Source organism: Allobranchiibius huperziae (assembly GCF_013410455.1).
Lineage (GTDB): Bacteria > Actinomycetota > Actinomycetes > Actinomycetales > Dermatophilaceae > Allobranchiibius > Allobranchiibius huperziae.
Genome location: NZ_JACCFW010000001.1, coordinates 2,090,663 through 2,111,493, shown reverse-complemented (window position 1 = coordinate 2,111,493; position 20,831 = coordinate 2,090,663). Strand labels below are relative to the sequence as shown.

At 71.1% G+C, this 20,831-nt stretch carries 16 protein-coding genes; 12 read left to right on the top strand and 4 right to left on the bottom strand.

From position 1 onward, the window contains the following. Positions 1-14 precede the first annotated feature (14 nt). The 3 genes from HNR15_RS09945 to HNR15_RS09935 all read left to right on the top strand — a co-directional run bounded on the left by HNR15_RS09945 (position 15) and on the right by HNR15_RS09935 (position 3,045). Positions 15-974, top strand: coding sequence for a carbohydrate ABC transporter permease (locus HNR15_RS09945; protein ID WP_179481340.1), 960 nt, complete (start codon positions 15-17; stop codon positions 972-974). After that, entirely contained in the window at positions 971-1,879 is a 909-nt protein-coding gene (locus HNR15_RS09940; RefSeq protein WP_343048495.1) for a carbohydrate ABC transporter permease, read from the top strand. The genes HNR15_RS09945 and HNR15_RS09940 overlap by 4 nt, the downstream gene beginning before the upstream one ends. 89 nt (positions 1,880-1,968) lie before the next feature. Then, entirely contained in the window at positions 1,969-3,045 is a 1,077-nt protein-coding gene (locus HNR15_RS09935) for an ABC transporter ATP-binding protein (protein WP_179481338.1), read from the top strand. A 67-nt stretch (positions 3,046-3,112) separates the two neighbouring features. Here HNR15_RS09935 and HNR15_RS09930 read toward each other — a convergent pair whose 3' ends face one another. Beyond that, complete coding sequence (locus tag HNR15_RS09930) at positions 3,113-4,009, bottom strand: thermonuclease family protein (protein ID WP_343048494.1); 897 nt, start codon at positions 4,007-4,009, stop codon at positions 3,113-3,115. Between the two features lie 113 nt (positions 4,010-4,122). Between HNR15_RS09930 and HNR15_RS09925 the strand changes: the two genes are divergently transcribed. Beyond that, positions 4,123-5,811, top strand: coding sequence for an HAD family acid phosphatase (locus HNR15_RS09925; RefSeq protein WP_179481337.1), 1,689 nt, complete (start codon positions 4,123-4,125; stop codon positions 5,809-5,811). Between the two features lie 12 nt (positions 5,812-5,823). Continuing rightward, positions 5,824-6,897 carry an alpha-hydroxy acid oxidase gene (locus HNR15_RS09920; protein ID WP_179481335.1) on the top strand — a complete coding sequence of 358 codons (1,074 nt, stop codon included), beginning with the start codon at positions 5,824-5,826 and terminating at the stop codon, positions 6,895-6,897. A gap of 136 nt (positions 6,898-7,033) precedes the next feature. On the opposite strand, the gene HNR15_RS09915 is transcribed toward HNR15_RS09920, so the two are convergent. Together HNR15_RS09915 and HNR15_RS09910 are read right to left on the bottom strand one after the other, a co-directional pair. Further along, a complete protein-coding gene (locus tag HNR15_RS09915) occupies positions 7,034-7,651 on the bottom strand; it encodes a nitroreductase family protein (protein WP_179481332.1) in 618 nt (205 codons plus the stop codon). Positions 7,652-7,656: 5 nt separating this feature from the next. After that, positions 7,657-9,489: an AMP-binding protein gene (locus HNR15_RS09910; RefSeq protein WP_179481330.1), complete on the bottom strand. Its 1,833-nt coding sequence runs from the start codon at positions 9,487-9,489 to the stop codon at positions 7,657-7,659. A 155-nt stretch (positions 9,490-9,644) separates the two neighbouring features. On the opposite strand from HNR15_RS09910, the gene HNR15_RS09905 reads away from it, so the two are divergent. The 7 genes from HNR15_RS09905 (at position 9,645) to HNR15_RS09880 (ending at position 18,938) form a co-directional block, all read left to right on the top strand. Beyond that, entirely contained in the window at positions 9,645-10,151 is a 507-nt protein-coding gene (locus HNR15_RS09905) for a sigma-70 family RNA polymerase sigma factor (protein WP_179481328.1), read from the top strand. Continuing rightward, complete coding sequence (locus HNR15_RS18240) at positions 10,148-11,695, top strand: sialidase family protein (protein ID WP_246305910.1); 1,548 nt, start codon at positions 10,148-10,150, stop codon at positions 11,693-11,695. Before HNR15_RS09905 ends, HNR15_RS18240 begins: the two co-directional genes overlap by 4 nt. A 17-nt stretch (positions 11,696-11,712) precedes the next feature. Then, on the top strand, positions 11,713-14,397 hold the full coding sequence (locus HNR15_RS09900) for a bifunctional acetate--CoA ligase family protein/GNAT family N-acetyltransferase (protein ID WP_343048493.1): 2,685 nt from the start codon (positions 11,713-11,715) through the stop codon (positions 14,395-14,397). Positions 14,398-14,484: 87 nt separating this feature from the next. Next, the gene (locus HNR15_RS09895; RefSeq protein ID WP_179481324.1) at positions 14,485-15,096 is read left to right on the top strand and encodes a DUF5998 family protein; all 612 of its coding nucleotides are present in this window, start codon (positions 14,485-14,487) and stop codon (positions 15,094-15,096) included. Then, complete coding sequence (locus HNR15_RS09890; protein WP_343048492.1) at positions 15,093-16,250, top strand: alkaline phosphatase family protein; 1,158 nt, start codon at positions 15,093-15,095, stop codon at positions 16,248-16,250. The genes HNR15_RS09895 and HNR15_RS09890 overlap by 4 nt, the downstream gene beginning before the upstream one ends. 338 nt (positions 16,251-16,588) lie before the next feature. After that, positions 16,589-17,323, top strand: a complete 735-nt coding sequence (locus HNR15_RS09885; protein ID WP_179481322.1) for a thymidine kinase — start codon at positions 16,589-16,591, stop codon at positions 17,321-17,323. Between the two features lie 25 nt (positions 17,324-17,348). Further along, positions 17,349-18,938 (top strand): MFS transporter, encoded by a 1,590-nt coding sequence (locus HNR15_RS09880; RefSeq protein ID WP_246305909.1) that lies wholly within the window; start codon positions 17,349-17,351, stop codon positions 18,936-18,938. On the opposite strand, the gene sepH is transcribed toward HNR15_RS09880, so the two are convergent. Next, entirely contained in the window at positions 18,907-20,604 is a 1,698-nt protein-coding gene (gene sepH / locus HNR15_RS09875; protein ID WP_179481320.1) for a septation protein SepH, read from the bottom strand. The genes HNR15_RS09880 and sepH overlap by 32 nt on opposite strands. Positions 20,605-20,831 lie beyond the last annotated feature (227 nt).

Sequence of the window (20,831 nt, the reverse complement as noted above, 5' to 3'; positions counted from 1 at the left end):
CACAGGAGAAGTGCATGGCATCGTCGTCAACCGGAGCTCTGGTGCGGGCGCGCAAGGGCGTGGGCGTCGGTGGGCGTGGGCGCCCGCCTCGATCGGTGCACCACAGGCGGCGCAACCGGTTCGCACGGGTCTTCGCGATCTTCGCGCTGCCCTCGGTCGCGTTGCTCCTCCTGCTGAACCTCTACCCCGTCATCTACGCCGCACTGCAGTCGTTGCGCAACGGCAGTCTCATCGACTCCGGCACGTTCATCGGGTTACGCAACTACACGGGCGTCCTTCATGACCCGAACTTCTGGCACGCGGCGCGGTTCACCGTGGTGTTCACCCTCGTCGGGGTCTTCGGCAGCTGGGCGATCGGGCTCGCACTCGCGCTGCTGCTGCGGACGCGGATCCCTGGCAGGAGCATCTTCAAGGTGCTGCTGCTGCTGCCGTGGGTGGTCCCCGTGGTGGTCTCGGCCACGTCGTGGAACTGGCTGGTCGCGACGCCGCAGTCCCCGATGTCGAAGCTCTTCGCAGCGCTCGGCTTCGGCAACGTGCTCTTCCTCGCCGATCCGCTCCTCGCCCAGATCCTCGTGTGCGTGTTCAAGGTGTGGATCAGCTTCCCGTTCATGATGATGATGATGTCCTCCGCCCTGGCGTCGGTGGACGTCAACGTGTACGAGGCCGCCAAGATCGACGGTGCCGGCAAGTGGCAGACGTTCCGGGAGATCACGCTCCCGATGATCTCCCGGTCGACCTACATCAGCTGGGTGCTGATGACCATCTTCTGCGTCAACGACTTCCCGACGATCTTCCTGCTCACCGGGGGAGGCCCGGTGAGAGCGACCCAGTCGTTGGTGGTGATGGCGTATCTGACCGTCTTCGCCAACTTCCAGACCGGTCCCGGCGTGGCCATCGCCTTCCTGATGACGATCGTGCTGGTCGTCATCGCCACCCTGCTCTACCGCCAGATTCGAAAGGTGGACATCGAGTGAGTGCCGAGAGCTCGCCGATCCGACTCGGCAAGGCGGCCGCGGTGCGTACCGACACCGACACCGCGCGCAGGCCGCGCAAGCGCGGCGCCATCAGCTCGTCCGAGAGGCGCGGTCAGTGGTGGCGGTTCGCGGTCATCCTGGTCATCACCGCCGTGGTGCTCGTCCCGATCGTGGCCGTGCTCTACCTGTCGGTCCAGCCATCGCTCGGAAGTACGGCCACCGGCCTCACGCTGGAGAACTTCAGCAAGGTCTTCCAACAGACCTCCGTCGGGACCTGGCTCAAGAACAGCCTTCTCGTCACCCTCGTCACGGTGGTGGTCGCCGTGAGCGTCGCCGCTCCCGCCGGTTACGTCCTGTCCAGAGGACGCAACCGGCTCGTGTCCGGGTACGCGCTGATCCTGTTCGTCGCGCAATCGCTCCCCGTGGTGACGTCGGTGATCCCCCTGTTCATCCTCTTCGCCAAGGTCGGGCTCGTCGACAGCCTGACGGGCATCACGATCATCTACGTCGGCTCGACCATGTCGGTCGCCGTCTGGATGATGGCCGCGTACTTCGACTCGATCCCCATCTCGCTGGAGGAGGCCGCCTGGATCGACGGGTGCTCGGTCTTCGGCAGCTTCTTCCGCATCGTGCTGCGCAACTCCCTGCCCGGCCTCCTGTCGACGGCGATCTTCTCCTTCCTGCTGGCCTGGAACGACTACCTCATCGCAGTCGTCTTCCTGCGGTCGGACCAGAACTACACGCTGCAGATCGGCCTGCAGACCTTCTTCCAGCAGAACGCCACCAACTGGGGCCTGGTGATGGCCGTCGCGGTGATCATGATGGTGCCGCCCGTCCTGCTCTTCTCCGTGCTCAACAAGTACTTCAGCGTCGGGGGCATCGGCGGTTCGCTGGCCGGGCGCTGATCCGGTCTCGTACGCGGCGCAACTCCTCCCGTCTTCCATCCACCATCGATCGCCCGGCAGTTCACTGCCGGTGAAGGAAAGGACTCGCCATGGCGACAGTCACGTTCGACCGGGCCGTGCGGCTCTTCCCGGGTGCCGACGCCCCGGCCGTGGACGCCCTCGACATCGCGATCGAGGACGGTGAGTTCCTGGTGCTGGTGGGGCCGTCGGGATGCGGGAAGTCAACCTCGCTGCGCATGCTGGCCGGTCTGGAGGACGTCGACGACGGGCGCATCCTGATCGGGGACCGGGACGTCACCGATCTGACGCCGAAGGAGCGGGACATCGCGATGGTCTTCCAGAACTACGCGCTGTATCCGCACATGACCGTGGCGGAGAACATGGGCTTCTCGCTCAAGATGTCCGGGGTCTCGAAGCCGGACATCCGCTCCCGCGTCCAGGAAGCGGCCGGACTGCTGGATCTGGTGCCCTATCTGGACCGCAAGCCCAAGTCGTTGTCCGGCGGCCAGCGTCAGCGGGTGGCGATGGGCCGGGCCATCGTGCGTCAGCCGCAGGTCTTCCTCATGGACGAGCCGTTGTCCAACCTCGATGCGAAGCTGCGCGTCCAGACCAGGACCCAGATCGCGTCCCTGCAGCGGCGGCTGGGGGTCACGACGGTCTACGTCACGCACGATCAGGTGGAGGCGATGACGATGGGGGACCGGGTCGCGGTCCTTAAGGACGGTGTCCTGCAGCAGTGCGACACACCCCGCACGCTCTACGACCACCCCGACAACGTCTTCGTCGCCGGCTTCATCGGCTCGCCTGCCATGAACCTGCTGGACCTGCCCGTCACCGACGGCGGGGTCAAGCTCGGCAACGCGGTCGTGCCTGTCCCACGTGAGGCCCTGGCACGGGCCGGCGGATCGGTCACGGTCGGGGTGCGACCCGAGGACCTCGTCCTCAACACCGAGCGGGAGGGCCTGGAGGTGCAGGTCGAGGTCGTCGAGGAACTGGGCGCCGACGCCTATATCTACGGACGCACGACGGGCGCTCAGGAGGGGCAGATGGTGGCCAGGTTGGGAGGACGCGACGTACCCGACAAGGGCACGAAACTGCACTTCACCATCAAGGCCGAACGCATCCACCTGTTCGACCGGGCGTCCGGAGAGCGCATCGAGACCTGAGCCGGCGCCGTGCGATGCGTGCCGGCATACCCGCACGCCGGGGAGCGCCGGGCGGCTCCGGCGGTGATCAGTCACGGGCGGCGCGCCACCCCGCGGCGACCGCAGCCGCCTCTGAGCAGAAGTAGCGCTCGCCCGTGCTCGGCGTGATGACGGTCTTGTCGTACGTCGCGCTGCCCGGCAGGTGGTAGATCTTCTCGCCCCTGGAGTTGATGTTGCCCTCGATCCGGCAGCCGGCCGGTGCCGCGGCGGGGTCGTTCGGGCCCGCCGGAGCGGGCGCGGTGCTCGGCTGTGAACCGGCGACGGGCGAACCGAACGACGGGCAGGCGCCCCACAGCCCGGCGCGGGCGCCGCGCGCGGCGCTCTCGGCGGCCCGGAACTGAGGTTGGAACCGGTACGCCGTGTCGTAGGTGTACTCACGGCCGAAGCCGCCCGCGATGAGCAGCTGAGCGACGTTGCGGCCGTCCGCGGTGAAGACGTAGCGCAGCGACCGGCCGTACTTGTCGGTGTCGCCCTGCGACGGGTCGGCCTGCAGCCGCACGCTGCGGCTCTGCACGAGGCTCTGCATCTTGCTGCTCGCCTCCTTGCCGAAGCACTGCACCGGCGTGTTCGGTTTGCGGGTCTCGGGGGTGTCGACGCCGATCAGTCGGATCTTGCGGCGTACGCCGCCCTCGCGGACGGCGATGGTGTCGCCGTCGATCACGCTCAGCACCGGAACGAGCGCTCCGAGAGAGGGCGGCGGCGTCGCTGCGGACGAGGGCGAGGTCGGAGTCGCGCCGGAGCCCCGTCCCGCCCCGGTCGCACGGCTGCCGGGCGTCGTCGACGAGGCGGAGGCCGGTCCGGGCCCGGTGGCGGCCGTCTTCGCGTTCCCCGCCGGTCCGCACGCGCCGAGGAGCGCGACGAGCACTGCGCCGGCACCCATCAGGGCGACGACGCGACGACCTCTGCTGCATCCCCCGGTGGCCACGCGCCCGAATGTATCCGTCGGCACCCACGGCCGGGCCGAGGCGAGCTCACACCTTCCCGTTGTCCGGGCCCGCAGGTAGGTTCGTCACGACCGTCACCGCCACCGGAGGTTTCATGTCCTACCGTTCGCTGACCGCGCGCCGGATCACCGCCGTCGTCGTCACCACGTCCGCCGTGCCCGCCCTCGCCCTGGCCACTGCGACCACGGCCACGGCCGCCACACCGCGCGGACCCGGCCACTCCGCCGCCGTGCGCGAGCTGCAGCGCTCTCCGCTCGGCGTCGGCGAGCGTCTCGCGCCGCGCACCCACTTCACGATGGCTCCCGACGGCTCCAGCGGGGCTACGCAGGGCGGCGCCGGCATCCCCAACATCGACTCGGTGAAGTCGACGGTGCGCACCTACTACAACGCCACCAACGGCATCGCCAGCAAGACCAGCTCGCCGTACATCGACCAGATGAACGCGCTGATGACCCGCGAGACGAAGAAGCTGCCCGCGTTGCTCGCCGGCGCGAAGAAGACGGGCAAGAAGCCCGCCCTGGTCTTCGACGTCGACGACACGACCCTGTGGACCTACGACATGGAGGACGCGGGGATGCACTTCAACTTCGACCCCGCGCTGCAGGACGTCTACGTGCTGGACGAAAGGTTCCCGGCCGTCCCGGCGACGGTGGCGTTCGAGAAGAAGGCCGCGGCCATGGGGTTCACGATCTTCGGTCTCACCGGGCGCAACGACGACCAGAGGACGGCGACCCTCAAGAACCTCGCGAAGGTCGGCTTCACCGGCTTCACCGCGGACCACTTCTACACGAAGTGGACCGGCAAGGGCACGAGCCAACAGCCGTCGTACATCACCTGCGCGACCGCGAAGTGCACCACCGTGGAGTACAAGGCGGGCACCCGCGCCCACATCGAGTCCCAGGGCTACGACATCGCGCTCAACCTGGGCGACCAGTGGTCGGACCTGCAGGGTCGGCACGCGCAGCACTACCTGAAGCTGCCCAACCCCACCTACTACCTGCCGTCGCCGGACCTGCCCGGGCTGTCCGAGCCCAGGCTCGCCCCGCGCACCCACTTCACGATGAAGCCGGACGGCAGCAGCGGCAAGACCGCCGGGGGTGAGGGGATCCCCAACATCGATTCGACCAAGGCGACGATCCGCACCTACTACAACGCGGACTCCACCGGCATCGCCAACAAGACCAGCTCGCCGTACATCACCGAGATCACCGGTCTGACCCGGCGGATCTCGCCCCTGCTGGACGCCGCGTGCGGGGTCACCCGGTACTTCGGGATCCGGCCCGCCGTCGTGCTGGACGTGGACGACACCACCTTGTCGACGTACGACATGGAGGACGCCGCGATGCACTTCAACTTCGACCCGGCGCTGCAGGACGTCTACGTGCAGCAGGAGCGGTTCCCGGCCACTCCCGGCATGGTCGCGCTGGCCAATGCCGCGAGCGATGCGGGCTGCACGATCATCGGCCTGACCGGCCGCAACGACGACCAGAAGGCCGCGACCCTCGCCAACCTGCGCAAGGTCGGCTACACCGGCTTCACCTCGGCCAACCTCTACACCAAGTGGACCGGCGTCGGCTCCAGCCAGCAGCCGTCCTACATCCACTGCGCCACGGCGAACTGCACGACGATCGAGTACAAGAGCCAGACCCGCGCGTACAAACAGACGACGGCCGGCGGCGGATACACGATCCTGGCCAACTTCGGCGACCAGTTCAGTGACCTGATCGGAGGCTCCGCGCTGGTGCCGATCAAGCTGCCGAACCCGACGTACTACCTGCCGTAACACCGGATGTCGATGCGCGAGACGCTCCATGAGTTGGAGGGCACTGCGCGGGAACGGCTCGATCCGGACGTCTGGCACTACATCGCCCGCGGTGCGGGCGATGACCAGAGCGCCCGAGAGGCTGAACCGGCTTGGAACCTATGGCGATTGCGCCCGCGTGTGCTGCGGGATGTGTCGTCGGTGCACACGTCGTGCGCGGTCTTCGGTGACTGGGAGAGCCCGATCGGTGTCGCGCCCACGGCGTACCACCGGTTGGTGCATCCCGAGGGTGAGGCGGCCACCGCGCGCGGTGCCGCCGCCAGCGGCGCACCCTTCGTGCTGTCCAGTCGCTCGACCGTGCCGCTCGAGCAGGTGGCGGAGCAACTGGGCGCCAGGCCGTGGTGGTTCCAGGTCTACCTGATGCGCGAGCGCGGCGTCAGCGATGCGCTCGCGCTGCGGGCTGCCGCGGCCGGCGCCACCGCATTGGTGCTCACGGGTGACACGCCGTATCTCGGCTACCGGCCGACCGCCGGCCGGGCGCGACCGGTGCCGTTGGACGACGAGCTGGCCCTGATCGGGGTCCGTCAGCATCTGCCGACCGACGTGCAGGATCCCTGGTCGCTGATCGATCAGACCCCGCGTCAGACGCTCGCCGACATCGAGCGGCTGGCCGACCTGACCGGGTTGCCGGTGATCGTCAAGGGAGTGCTGCGCGGTGACGACGCGCTGGCCTGTGTGCAGGCCGGCGCCGCGGGCGTGTGGGTCAGCAGCCACGGCGGCCGGCAGTTGGACGGCGCCGTCCCGACGGCGTACGCGCTCGCGGAGGTCGTCGACGCGGTCGGCGACCGCACCACCGTGCTGGCCGACGGTGGCGTGCGGTGTGGTCGTGACGCCTTGGTCGCGCAGGCGCTCGGAGCGTCGGCGGTGTTCGTCGGCCGCCCCGCCGTCTGGGCCCTGGCCGCCGGTGGCGCGGAGGGTGTGGCCCAGTTGCTGACCGGGCTGCGCGAGGAACTCGGCCATCTGATGGGCCTGGCCGGTGCGACGGGGTTGGAGCAGCTCGACCCGTCGCTGGTCACCCGAGTGCCGCTGAGATTCGATCCTCGGTAGGCGACCTGCGCTAGCGGCGAGGTGGTCGGTTTGCGTTGGTGGCCAGTGCTGCAGCACTGGCCACCAACGCAAACTGTTCACCTGGGCGGAGAAGCGGTCGGCCCGGCTCTGCAGTCGGTGCCCGGCGCACGCAGGTTCAGTGCAGCGGGGCGCCGAAGGTGCCGTCGTGGAAGACCTCGTCCAGCGGCCGGCGGGCACGGGTGCGGGTGCTGCCGCTCGGCCGGTCCTCGGCGGCGTAGCCGAGTGCGACGACGCCGACCAGGTGGTGGCCCTCGGGAATGCCGAAACGTGCCAGGACGGTGTCGGTCCGGTCGGCCGGCACCCCGAAGAAGAGCGCGCCCAGCCCCTCGTCGACCGCGCCGAGCAACATCAGCAACGCGGCCATGCCGGTGTCGACGTCCCAGTAGGGGACCGGCCAGGGCGAACCTGCCACGCCCGAGCGCGCCTTGTCCGGCTCGGCGTAGCGGCGCAGGTAGCGCGACCTGTCCGAGCAGCACAGGATCAGCACGGGCGCGTCGGACACTCCGTGCAGCCAGCCGTCGGTGGGCGCGTCAGGGTCGGATGTGGCCGCCCAGTACGCCGCCCGGTCGGCGTCGTCACGCAGCACCACGAAGTCGAACCCCTGGCTGAACCCGGCACTCGGCGCCCGCAGCGCGAGCTGTACCACTCGTCGCAGCACCTCGGGCGGGACCGGTCGGGTGGCGTCGAAACGCCGCACCATCCGGCGTCGCAGGATGGCTTCGCGCAGTTGCACCGCCGTCAGTCCGTGCGGCCGGGCGAGGTGGACGACGACGTCGACGAGGACGATGAGTCGGGCGCCGACTTCAGGTCGGGGAAGTCGGACTCCCAGAACTCCGTCGGTCCCGACCGCCGCGCATCGGGCGCGCCGGTGCCGTGCTGATCCTGCTCCCGGGCGCGCAACTCGACCCGGCGGATCTTGCCGGAGATCGTCTTGGGCAGCTCGGCGAACTCGATCCGCCGGATCCGTTTGTACGCCGCGAGGTGCTCGCGCGCGTACGTGAGGATGTCGAGCGCGGTGCGCTCGTCCGGTGCGTGGCCCGCGGCGAGGACGACGTACGCCTTTGGCACGGCCAGACGGGTCGGATCCGGCGACGGCACCACGGCCGCCTCGGCCACCGCCGGGTGCTCGATGAGGACCGACTCCAGCTCGAAGGGGGAGATGCGGTAGTCCGACGCCTTGAACACGTCGTCGGAGCGCCCGACGTACGTCACGTAGCCCTGCGCGTCCCTCACGGCGACGTCGCCGGTGTGGTAGACCCCGCCGCGCATCGCCTCGGCAGTGCGCTCGCGGTCCGCGTCGTAGCCGACCATCAGTCCGACAGGCCGGCCGAGCGGTCCGTCCAGACGCAGGCAGATCTCGCCTTCGTCATCGCCGGTGTCGGCGCCGGAGGCCGGGTCGACCAGGACCACGTCGTAACCCGGCAGCGCCCGGCCCATCGACCCGGGCACGACCCGCTGGCCGGGGGTGTTGCCGATCTGCGCGGTCGTCTCGGTCTGCCCGAACCCGTCGCGCACGGTGATCCCGAGCGCGGCGCGCACCTGCTCGATCACCTCGGGATTGAGCGGCTCGCCCGCGCCGACCATCTCGCGCAGCGACAACCGCTCGCGCCAGGGCGCCAGGTCGCTCTGCACGAGCATCCGGTAGACGGTGGGCGGCGCGCAGAAGGTCGTGGCGCGCTCCTGCGCGAGGGACCGCAGCAGGCCCTGCGCGTCGAACCGCGCCTGGTTGACCATCAGCACCGTGGCGCCGGCGTTCCAGGGTGCGAAGATGCAGCTCCACGCGTGCTTGGCCCAGCCGGGCGAGCTGACGTTGAGGTGCACGTCTCCGGGCTGCAGACCGATCCAGTACATCGTCGACAGGTGCCCGACCGGGTAGGACGCATGCGTATGGGTGACGAGCTTGGGAGCCGCCGTCGTGCCCGAGGTGAAGTAGACGAGCATCGGATCGTGCGCGCCGGTGACGGCCGCGGGCGCGGACCCTGCGTACGACTCGCTCTCGGAGTAGGAGCGCCAGCCCTCCGGGTGGCCGTCGCCGACCGCGATGCGGGTGAAGTCGCCGGGCACCGTCTCGAACGCGTCCGCCGCGTCGGCCCTGACGATGGCGTGGGCGACGACGCCGCGGTCGATCCGGTCCCGAAGATCCGCCGGGGTGAGCAGCGTCGCTGCGGGGATGGTGACCGCGCCCAGCCGGATGCACGCCAGCAGGCTCTCCCACAGCTCGACCTGGTTGCCCAGCATCAGCAGCACCCGGTCACCGGGGCCGACGCCGAGCGACGCCAGCCAGCCGGCCACCTGCTGAGAGCGTCGGGCCAGCTGCGCGTAGGTGTGGCTCGTACGGCGGTCCTCGCCGTCGCCCTGATCGACGATGGTCAGCGCCGCCCGATCGCGCGAGTCCGCCTCCGTGGCCAACACGTCGAACCAGTCGGTGGCCCAGTTGAAGCGTTCGAGGCGTGGCGGCGAGTAGCCTGCGATCGCGGCGTCGTAGTCGGTGCGGTGGGACAGCAGGTGATCCCGCGCAGCGCGGAAATCGTCTGCCGGCGTAGCGATAGGGTGCTGGCTCGTCGACGGCATATGTGAATGTAACCAACGTCACGCGCCGGGCGCAGCGAAGGTGCACCAACCGATCGGGTGCCTTCGGCGTCTCAAGGGACATGACCACCATCTCCCTCCTGGCGCCCGCCGGCGTCCGGTCGCGGCGACACACGCGTGAAGAGGGGAGGGCGACGGTGGTTCGGGGGGCATCAGCGACCGACGCGGCGGTGCGCGAGGTGTACGACGCGCACTTCGGTCGACTCGTCGGATGGGCGACGTCGTTGGTGGGGGACCGCGATCTGGCGCACGACTTCGTCACGGAGGCGTTCATCCGGTTGATCAACCACTGGGGCCAGGTCGCCGAGCCGCGGCCGTGGCTCTACACGACGGTCGCCAACCAGGTCCGCGACCACTGGCGCAAGCGGGGCCGTGAGGCGGCGGCGTACGACAAGTTCACTGCCGGGCGACCCGTCGACATCGACGTGGCGGCGCCCGAACCCGATGTCGCGACGCGGTTGACCGTGCGCGACGCCGTGGAATCGCTGCCCGGGCGACTGCGGATGACGGTGCTGCTGCACTACTACGCCGATCTGTCGGTGGCCCAGGTCGCCCGCGAGCTGGGCAAGTCCGAGGGCGCAGTCAAACGAGACCTCTACGACGGCCGCAAAATGCTGGCCGAGCATTTGAAGCAGGTGCGATGAGCAACCACGACCGGTACGACACCGGCGACGACCACCGCGAACCGGCGTACGACGACGACCCGGTCGCGCGCTTCTTCGGCGCGCACCGCTCGTCGGTGCGACCCGAGGCCGCCGGTGACCTGGACTGGGCCCGGATCACCCGGGCCGCCCGGCGCCGCCGCCCGCACCGTCTCCTGGCCGGTGGCGTCGCAGCCGCCGCGGTGGCGGCCATCGCCGCGTTCGGGGTCTGGACCGCGCAGACCCCGCAGTCGAACGCCCCGGCCCTCGCCGGTGGATCGACGACGAACTCGTCGGGCGCGCCCCAGGCGAGCGGCCCCGCCGGCGCATCCGATTCACCCGGCTCGTCCGGCTCATCGGGAGGGCGGTCCGGCACCCTGCAGCCGCAGCAGCAACAGAGCGGGACGTCGACGTCGCCCGGTGGTCAGTCGCAGTCGCAGGCACAGGCGCAGCCTCGTCTGGCGCCGCCGGACACCTTCGTCACCTGGTCGCTCAGCAACGCCGGCGACAACGTGGTCTACGACCTCGGGTCCAGCACCTGCGGGGGCTTCACCTGTCCGGTGCTGCTGCGCTCCGGCGACAACGGCACGCACTGGTCCTCCGTGCACACCTTCGACGCATCCCGCTACTCCACCCCGGTCGGGCCCGGAGCCAGTCGCATCCAGGCCGATGACCAGTTGCGCGACGTCCGCTTCGTGACGCCGACCACGGGGTACGTCTTCGGCGGCGACCTGTGGGTGACCCACGACTCGGGAGCGAGCTTCTCCCGGGTGGCCCACCCGGGCCGTACCGTCCTCGACGTCGAGGCGTGGCACGGCGACCTGCTGGTCCTCACCGCCGACAACTGCGCCTCCTCGACGTGCGACGGGTCGGTGAGCGTGACGCGGATGGACACCTCCGCCGACACCGTGCCGCAGGCCGCGTCCTCCACCGCCGACCTCACGGCGCCGATCGTGTCCGGGCAGATCGTGGTCCGCAACGGCATGGCCTACCTCTCGCTCACCAGCGCCTCCGGGTCGCCGCTGCCCCCGCTACGGTTGACCGGCGACACGCTGGAGCCGATGTCCGCGACGGACGCATGCGCCGGTACGCCGCTGCAGGCCATCACCCCGTCCTCCACCCTCGACCACCAGCTCTTCGCACTGTGCGCCCCGACGCCCAACGGATCGCTGACGAATTACACGCTGGTGCACAGCACCGACGACGGGTCGACCTGGACGAAGGTCTCGACCGGGGCGTTGCAGCTGCCCACCGGCGCTCGGCCGGACCTGGCATCCATCGACGCCGATCACGTGGCCGCCTCGGCCGGTCCGACCGACACATCGGGTGGGGCCGCGACCGTGGGAGCGGGGTCCCTGGTCGTGTCCACCGACGGCGGCGCCACGTTCACGGCCAAGGACGGGCCGCTCAACCTGGGCACGAGCGGGATCGACTGGATCGCCAGCCCCGGCGGGAGCCAGTACTACGCGATCACCCTGAACGGCGCGGGGTATTGGTGGTCCAACGACGCGGGGGCCACCTGGAGGCTCGTCGATCCGGTCGGCTGACGTGGGAAGCTGACCGAGTGAGCGACGGGGACCCGCGGCCGCCGGGCTATCCCTCCCACTGGGAGGCCGATGTCGTCCTGCGCGACGGCTCGATCGGGCACGTGCGCCCCATCCGGCCGACCGATGCCGCCCTGATCCAGGAGTTCCACGAGCGGCAGTCCAAGGAATCGATCTACCTTCGCTTCTTCGCACCGCTGCCGCACCTGTCGGACCGCGACGCGCATCGTTTCGCGAACGTGGACCACCACGCCCGGGTCGCCCTGGTGATGGAGGCGGGCGAGCAGCTGGTGGGCATCGCCCGCTACGACCGCGTGGGTGACGCACCGCCGCGTGCCGAGGTCGCCTTCAACGTGGCCGACGACTTCCAGGGCCGCGGTGTGGGATCGGTGCTGCTCGAGCACCTGGTGGCCATCGGCCAGGAGGGCGACATCGAGGAGTTCACCGCCGACGTACTCCCGCAGAACCGCAAGATGCTCGGCGTCTTCTCCGAGGCCGGCTTCGAGGTGCGTCGTCACTTCGACGACGGGGTCGTGGCGCTGTCCTTCCGCATCGAGACCACCAACCGCAGCCGGGAGGTGCTGGAGGCCCGCGAGCACCGGGCGGAGGCCCTCAGCGTGGCCGCGCTGCTGCACCCCACCAGCGTGGCGGTGGTCGGTGTCGGCTCTCGCCCGACCTCGGTGGGCCGGGAGATCTATGAGCGGCTGGTCGGGCAGGGGTTCACCGGCACGGCGTACGCGGTCAACGGCAACCCGCACCGTGAGGTCGAGGGTGAGGTCTACGCACGGGTGAGCGACCTGCCCGGACCGGTCGACGTCGCGGTGATCGCGGTGCCGGTCGGCGGGGTGCTCGAGGTGGCGCGGGACTGCGCCGCGCACCGGGTGAAGGCGCTCATCGTGGTGTCGGCGGGTTTCGCCGAGGTCGGCGAGGAAGGCGCCGCTCTGCAGCGCGAACTGCTCCAGGTGGCGCGGCGGGGCGGTATGCGGGTGGTCGGCCCGAACTCCTTCGGGATCATCGACACGCGCGAATCCGTGCGGATGAACGCCTCGGTGGCGCCGGACATGCCGGAGGCCGGCGGGTTCGGTCTCTTCGCGCAGAGCGGCGTCCTCGCCATCTCGGTGCTCGCCTCGGCCGGGCGTCGCGGCCTGGGCCTCAGCGACTTCGTGTCCGCAGGCAACCGGATCGACGTCTCCGGCAACGACATCATGCAGTTCTGGATCGATGATCCGACCACGCGCGTCGCCGGTCTCTACCTGGAGTCGATGGGCAATCCCCGCAAGTTCTCCCGCATCGCCCGACGGCTGGCGCAGGAGAAGCCGGTCATCGTGATCAAGTCCGGCACCTCGGTCTACGGCGTCCCGCCCGGTCACCGGGTGCGTGACACGACCGTCGGTCCCGAGGCGTTCGCCCAGATGCTGCGGCAGGCCGGCGTGATCCGGGTCGAGAACCTGCACCAGTTGCTCGACGTGGCCCAGCTGGTCGTCGATCAGCCGCTCCCGGGCGGCACCGGCGTCGCGGTCGTCGGAAACACCGTGTCGCTTGGCGCGCTCGCCGCGGACGCGGTCGTCAGCTGGGGCTTGGACGTGGTGCACGGTCCGCGCAGTGTGCCGCCGGACGCGTCGGGCGCGCAGGTCGAGCAGGCTCTGGAGGAGGTCTTCGCCGACCCGGACGTGCACAGCGTGGTCGCGTGCTTCCTGCACGCGAAGACCGAGCCGAGCATCGCCTCGGCGACCGCGCTCGCACAGGTCGCGGCGCGGCACCGCAAACCCTGCGTCGCCACCTTCGTGGGGATCAACGAGGTGCGCGCGGCCCTGGCGTCCGGCCGGCGTACGACGCCCGACGGCGAGGTCACCCCGGTGATCGTGCCGGCGTACAGCACTCCCGAGGACGGGGTGCGCGCGCTGGCCGCCGCCACCCGGTACGCCGAGTGGCGGGCGGCCGACCACGGTGAGCTGGTCACCCCCGAGGGCATCCACCGCACCCGCGCCGATGCGGTCGTCGACGCCGTGCTGGCCGGGTCACCGCAGGGCCGCGCCTTGCAGCCCGGCGAGGTGCGCGAGCTGCTGGCGGCGTACGGGATCGAGGTCTGGGAGACGGTGCCCGTCGACTCGCCGGCCCATGCCGCCGCGGCGGGCGCGCGACTGGGCTTCCCGGTCGTGGTCAAGTCGACGTCGCCCATCGCGAGCAGCCAGCCCATCGCGAGCGTGCGGCTGGACCTGCACAACCGCTCCGCGGTCCGCGCGGCCTACACGACCCTCGACGACCGACTGCGCCCCCTGCACGCCAACCGGCTCGTGGTGCAGAGGATGGCGACGCCAGGGATCCCGTGCGTGATCTCCTCGGTGGAGGACCCGCTCTTCGGCCCCGTGGTGAGTTTCGCGCTCGCTGGCCCGCCGCGGGAGGTGATGGGCGACATCGGCTACCGCATCCCGCCCCTGCGCACCGGGGACGTGCGAGACCTGATCGGATCGGTGCGCGCCGCGCCTCTGTTGCGCGGACACGGAGGTCGCCCGCCGGTCGACCGGGTCGCGCTGGAGGATGTGATCGCGCGGGTCTCGATGATCGCGGAGCAGATGCCCGAGGTCGTCTCCCTGGAGCTCAACCCGGTCAACACCCACGAAGACGGGATCGAGGTCCTGGGCGCGAGCATCACGGTCGCGCCGGGCGCGGCACGGACCGATCGCGGACGGCGCGCACTGGCCTGACCGGTCGTCCTACGGCACGCGTCCCCGCGGCCGGGGTGCAGTACCGATGCTTGGGAGGCAGGCCCGCAGGGGTGAGAGGATGCCCCAATGTCCTATGCCGGTCCCCGCAGTGACGCGCTGCCCGAAGCCCTGCTCTCCGACATCGACACCTCGGGCTACTACCCGGCGCTGGTGAGCGATGTGGTCGCCACCGCGCTCGGCGACGACACCGTGGTGTCCCACCTGGTGCACGCGGAGACCACCTTCGACAGCGAGACCGTACGCCGTCACGTCACCGTGCTCGTCCTCGCGCCGCACCGTCTCGTAGTGGTGCACGCCGACGACCACGCGCCCTCCGCCGACACGCCTGCCGAGCACCTCGGCGCGGTCGCGACCGCCACCTCCGAGACCATCCCGCTCGGGAGGGTCCGCGGGGTGATGCTCGCGCACGTGGTCTCCGCGCCCGAGGACTACCGGCCCGGCAGCCTCGGCCGCGAGATCACCCTCAAGCTGGGGTGGGGCACCGTCGCGGCGATCGACATCATGCCCGCGCAGTGCGCCGACCCGCAGTGCGAGGCCGACCACGGGTACGAGGGCACCATCGGCGACGACGACATCACCTTGCGCATCACCGGAGAGGTCGACGGTGACGACACCCTGGAGCAGGCCAAGCAGTTCGCCGCCGTCCTGTCCCGCGCGCTCGGACAGCCCACGAGGTGACCTTCCCCGGAGCCGTGCTCCCGTCGTACGACGAGCGCGGCCTGGTCGGAGTGCTGCCCCGGCTCGTGGCGTCGCTGGGCGTGCGGCTGCCGGGCGAGCCACCCGTAGCGCCGCTTCCGCCGGCACGCCGCGCCGTCGTGGTGCTCGTCGACGGGCTGGGTTGGGAGCAGTTGCGTGCCCGGGGTGGGCACGCGCCGTTCCTGCGTCGTGCCCTGGCCGGGGCAGCGGAGATCGCCGAACCGCTGACGGCCGGTTTCCCCTCGACCACGGCGACGAGCATGGGCGGCTTCGGGACCGGATGCGGACCGGGGGTGCACGGGCTCGTGGCCTACCAGGTGCGGGCGCCGGGAGCCCGCTACGTCTTCAACGAACTGACCTGGCAGGGCGGTCCTGATCCCCTCGAATGGCAGCCACGCCCGACGGTTTTCGAGCAGGCGACGGCAGCGGGGGCGCACGTCACGATGGTGGGGCCGGACCACTTCGACGGCTCCGGCCTGACGACCGCGGCGCTGCGCGGTGCCCGGTTCGTGGGGAAGGAGGAGTTGTCCGGGCGGGTCGACGCCGCGCTCGCCGCACTGCGCGCCGCACCCGCGGACGATCCCGCGCTGCTCTATCTCTACTGGGGCGAGGTGGACAAGGCCGGTCACGTGCACGGGTGCGACTCCTGGCAGTGGGGTGACGAGCTGGAGCTGCTCGACCGGGAGCTCGCGAGGCTGCACGCCGCGCTGCCGTCCGGGACCTCGCTGACCATCACCGCCGACCACGGGATGGTCGACATCCCCGCCGACGCCCGCATCGACGTCGTCCACGATCCCGATCTGCGCGACGGTGTACACCTGGTCGGCGGCGAGTTGCGCGCACCTCAGGTCTACTGCCTGCCCGGGGCCGCCGACACCGTGCTGGCCGCGTGGCGTGAACGGCTCGCGGCGTCCGCGTGGGTGCTCAGCCGTGAGGAGGCCGTGGCCGCAGGGCTCTTCGGGCCGGTGCTGGACCGGGTGCTGCCGCGCTTCGGCGAGGTCATCGTGGCGATGCACGCGCCGGCCGGCGTGTTCGACAGCCGGGTGATGACGCCTCGGGTGTCGGGTCTCGTCGGTCAGCACGGGTCGCTCACCGCGGCCGAACAGCTGGTGCCGTTCGTGCATCTGCCCGCCTGATTTGCTCTCGCACGGGGGCGTGCTGGCTGGGAGGGTGCCGCGCGGTCCCTTGTGAACGTCGGGACGTCCGCGCCTATGGCACGCAGGCACCGCGTGGTCCCTTGTGGTGACGGCGCCGGATTTCGGGCGGCCTGGACCAGGGGTGTGCTGGCTGGGAGGGTGCCGCGCGGTCCCTTGTGGGGGCCGGGACGGGTGCGTGCCGGATGGGAGGGCACCGCGCGGTCCCTTGTGCGACGTAGTGGGGTCTCTGGCGGTCGTCTGGGGCCGAGCGGGCCGAAACGCGGGGGAGGCGGTCAGCTGGTGGGTCGGAGGGCTGTCGCCGTTTAGGGTGGTGGACCGTGGCTGAGCTGGTCTTCTTCTCCGGGACGATGGACTGCGGCAAGTCGACCCTGGCGCTGCAGATGGAACACAACCATCGCGCCCGCGGTCACGACGGGCTGGTCTTCACGCGGCACGACCGGGCGGGCGAGGCGGTGCTCTCCAGTCGACTCGGGCTGGCCCGTGAGGCGCTGGAGGTGAGCGACGGACTCGACTTCTGGGACGTCGTCGTCGAGCACGCCACGCGCGGTCGCGACCTGCGCTTCCTCATCTGCGACGAGGCGCAGTTCTACACCTCCGAGCAGGTCGAGCAGCTCGCCCGGGTGGTCGACGAGATGGACATCGACGTCTACGCGTTCGGAATCACCGCCGACTTCCGCGCGCAACTCTTCCCCGGGTCGAGGCGGCTGATCGAGCTCGCCGACCGGGTGTCGACCCTGCAGGTCGAGGCGCTGTGCTGGTGCGGGCGCACAGCCACCCACAACGCGCGCGTCGTCGACGGTCAGATGGTGGTCGAGGGCGACCAGGTCGTCGTCGGCGACGTCGGTGAGGTGACACCGGGCGCACCGGAGAGCCTCGTCGAGTACGAGGTGCTCTGCCGGCGGCACTACATGCGACGGATGACGTCGTACGCCGCGCGCGTCACCTCCCAGCACCCGCTGCCGTTCGAGGCGGAGGTCTCCGCCCTCTGTCCGTTGCCCACCCTCGCCGCACACGGCGCCACAGAATCGACGCCGCGAGCCGCCGGGGAGTGACACCGGTGCGGGGGATGATGTGGGCATGAACGAGCCGGGACCCGACGACGCGCGGACCCTGCCGCTGCCCCGGGCCCCTCGACCTGACCGGACCCGACCCGTCGACCGCTCCGACGGGCGGGCGACGTCGAGGTCCGGCCCCCTGCGCGACGGGTCGCCGCACCGTGAGGGCGCGCACGGGCGCGTAGAGGACGCCCACGCGGACAAGACGTACGCCGACGGTGCAGATACGGAACACGGACACCCGCCACGCGGGCGGGCGGCCAAGGCGGTCGGCCGGGGCGCCGTACGAGGGGCGGCACTGCTCGGCCGCGGCAGTGCCGGATTCGGCCGCGGGTCCTATCGGCTGGCGCGCCGGGCCAGCCAGGCGCAGGGCGCGGGCGAGACGGGCCTGTCACGGCTGATCGAGGTGCACGCCTTCAGTTCGGCCGGCGACGCCGCCGTGACGGTTGGCCTCGCGGGCACGGTCTTCTTCGCCGGCAGCAGCAGCCAGGCGCGCGGTCACACCCTGCTCTTCCTGCTGCTGACGATGCTGCCGTTCGCCGTCATCGCGCCCCTCATGGGACCGCTGCTCGACCGTTTCCGGCACGGTCGACGGTGGGCGATCGGGGCGACCCTGGCCGGGCGTGCGTTCCTCTGCTGGGTGCTCGCGCAGGCGGTCGACGCCGATTCACTCTGGCTCTTCCCGGTGGCGATGAGCGTGCTGGTGGCCTCGAAGGCCTATCTGGTGACCCGTTCCGCGGCCGCGCCCAGGCTCCTGCCCTCGCAGCTCACTTTGGTCAAGGCCAACGGGCGTCTGTCGCTGGCCGGTGTCGTCGGCGCGGCGATCGGCGGAGGCATCGCCGGCCTCGCCACCAAGCTCGGCGGCCCTGCCTGGTCGCTGCGGGTCGCTTTCGTGCTCTTCATCATCGGCACGGTGCTGGCGGTCCTGCTCTCGCCGCGGGTCGACTCCAGCGAGGGCGAGAAGCCGGCGTCGATGGTCGACCTCGCGACGGGAGAGAACGTCGTACGACGGGGCGTGTCCCACGACGTTGTGCTCGCGCTGCGCGCGAACGTCGGCCTGCGCTGGCTGTCCGGATTCCTGACGATATTCCTAGCGTTCCTCATGCGGGCCCACCCGTTCCCCGGGTGGGAGCACCGCACCAACCTGCTGCTCGCCCTCGTCGTCGGCGCCGCGGGCGTCGGCAACGCACTGGGCACGGTGATGGGCTCGCTGCTGAAGTTCGCCGCGCCGCGGGTCATCGTGCTCGTGACGCTGCTCGCGGATGCCGTGGCGATCGTCGCCGCGGCCGTGTTCTTCGGGCTGCGGACCGCCATCCTGGTCGGGCTGATCGCAGGCATCGGTCAGCAGCTCGGCAAGCTGGCTCTGGACTCACTGATCCAGGACACCGTGCCGGAACACATGCGCACCAGCGTCTTCGGCCGCTCCGAGACCCTGCTGCAGCTGTCGTGGGTCGTCGGCGGCATCGTCGCGGTGGTCATCCCGAACAACGCCACGGTGGGCATGGTGCTCGCCGCGACGGTGCTGTTGCTGTGGGTGACCGCGGTGCTGATCTGGCGCAGCGGTCGCGACCTGCCGCGGGTCAGTCTCGGCCGCGCCGGCCGCCGAACATGATGTCGTCCCAGCTCGGCACGCTGGGCCGTCCGGACCGTGCGCCGCTCGGACGACGGGGCGGGGCGGCTGAGGGCGTCTCGTCCGACGGCACGTCGACCGTCGGCTCCTCGGCCTGATCGCCCGGCTCCTGGTCGTCGCGGTCGGGGGTCGCCCCCGGCGTTTCTGACGCCGGGTCGGGGGCACCCGGTGCGACGCGGTCGCTGTCATGCAACGCGCCGACCGCCGTGGCCCCGTGCCCGATGCTCGCGTCGGGCAGGTGCCGGACATCCTCGGCGTCCTCAAGCGCCCCGGCATCCTCGCCGCGCTCGGACTCGGCGGTTTCGTGGGTGTGCTCGGCGTGTTGAGAGTGCTCGGGATCGGTGGTCGGCGCGGTCGCCTCGGGGTGATCGGGGCCGGGCACCGGGGCGGCGGTCTGCGGGCGCTCGGCATCCCCGACGGCAGAGTCCTCGTCATCGTGGTCCGAGGCGGACCCGGACTCGTCCGGGTGCAGAGCGACCGCCCCGAAGAGGTCCACCGTGCCGGTGACCGGGTCGTGCCCCAGGTCGTCGACCGTCGGTGCCGCGGGCGTCTCGTCCGGCGCGGCTCGGTCCGCTCGGTCGGCCTCATGACCGGTCTGCCCGGGCTGCTGCACGGGCACCGACTGGGGCTCCGGGTGCGTCGACCGGGTGGCCTGCGATCCGTCGGACAGGGACTCGATCGGTGGCACGTCGACCGGCGTGCGACCGGAGCGGTTGCGCGAGCCTCTCGTGCGCCGGCCGCGCGAGCGGGCCTGCATGGCGGACACCAGATCGACTGCTCCCGCAGAGGTCGCGGAGGCCGCGGATCCGGCGGATGTGGACGCGCTCGCGGACGCGGGTGAGCCGGAGGGAGCCCCGGGCTCGGACACCCCACCCTCGGCCTCGACGTCGAACACCTTCACCGGTGCGACGGGTGCGGGGATCGGGCCACCTGCGGCTCGCTCGTCCTCCCCGAGCCAGCGGGCCTCGTCGTCGACGGCGTTGAGCGAGCGGGTGGCGGCACGGAACAACCAGGTCGCCTCGCGGGTACGGCCGCCGGCGCTGAACCGGCACACCACGACCCAGCCGCGACCCGCCGTGCGGTGTGCGTCCCAGGCGACGGTGTCGCCGGCGACGCCTCGGTCGTGCAGCCGTGCGGCCACGCGCTGTCCCACGGTGGCTGCCGTGTCGGTCGTGCTGGCGCCGACGGGGAGATCCTGCGCGAGACCGGCGATGTAGGAGCGCTCGGCCTCGATGGGGGCCGCGTAGCGCTCCACCTTGGCCTGGTCCCACCCGGCGGCCGCGGCGACATGTCCCACCGAGTGGCCCGCGCGCAGCAGCTCCTGCACGGCGCGCGGGGTGACCAGTTCGCCAGGAGGCAGATGGGGCAGGTCGCCGATCGGCGCAGTGGGTTGCTCCGGCACGAGGCTCACCGCACGGGCCGCCGTGGCTGGGGCCGGGGCCGCACTTCTGCCCGTGCCCGGCTGCGTGCCCTCGGCGCGAGGCGCACTGCCGCGAGACGACTCTGCCTCTGTCGTCGGTGCAGCCACCGCTGCCGCCGTGACCGACTCACGCACCCGGTCGTCGACCGACAGCCGGTAGCGTCCGCCCTCGTCGTCGACCAGCTGCAGGTCGGCGCCGTCGACCCCGGTCACCTTCAGGTCCCGCATCGCTTCGTCCCGCCTCTCGATGTCTTCTGGTCCGCAGGATGTCACGATCGGCGACGGCCGTCGGCAAGGCCACGCCGACCTCCCGGGCCGCACACGCGACGTGCGCGGCAGACTGGCCCGATGAACGTTCCCAGCGACGGCCCCGAGTCGTCCCACCCGGAGGAACCGGTCGCTCCTGCGGCGCGGCCCCTTCCGGAAGCGGTCCCCGCACCGGTCCAGCAGCCCGA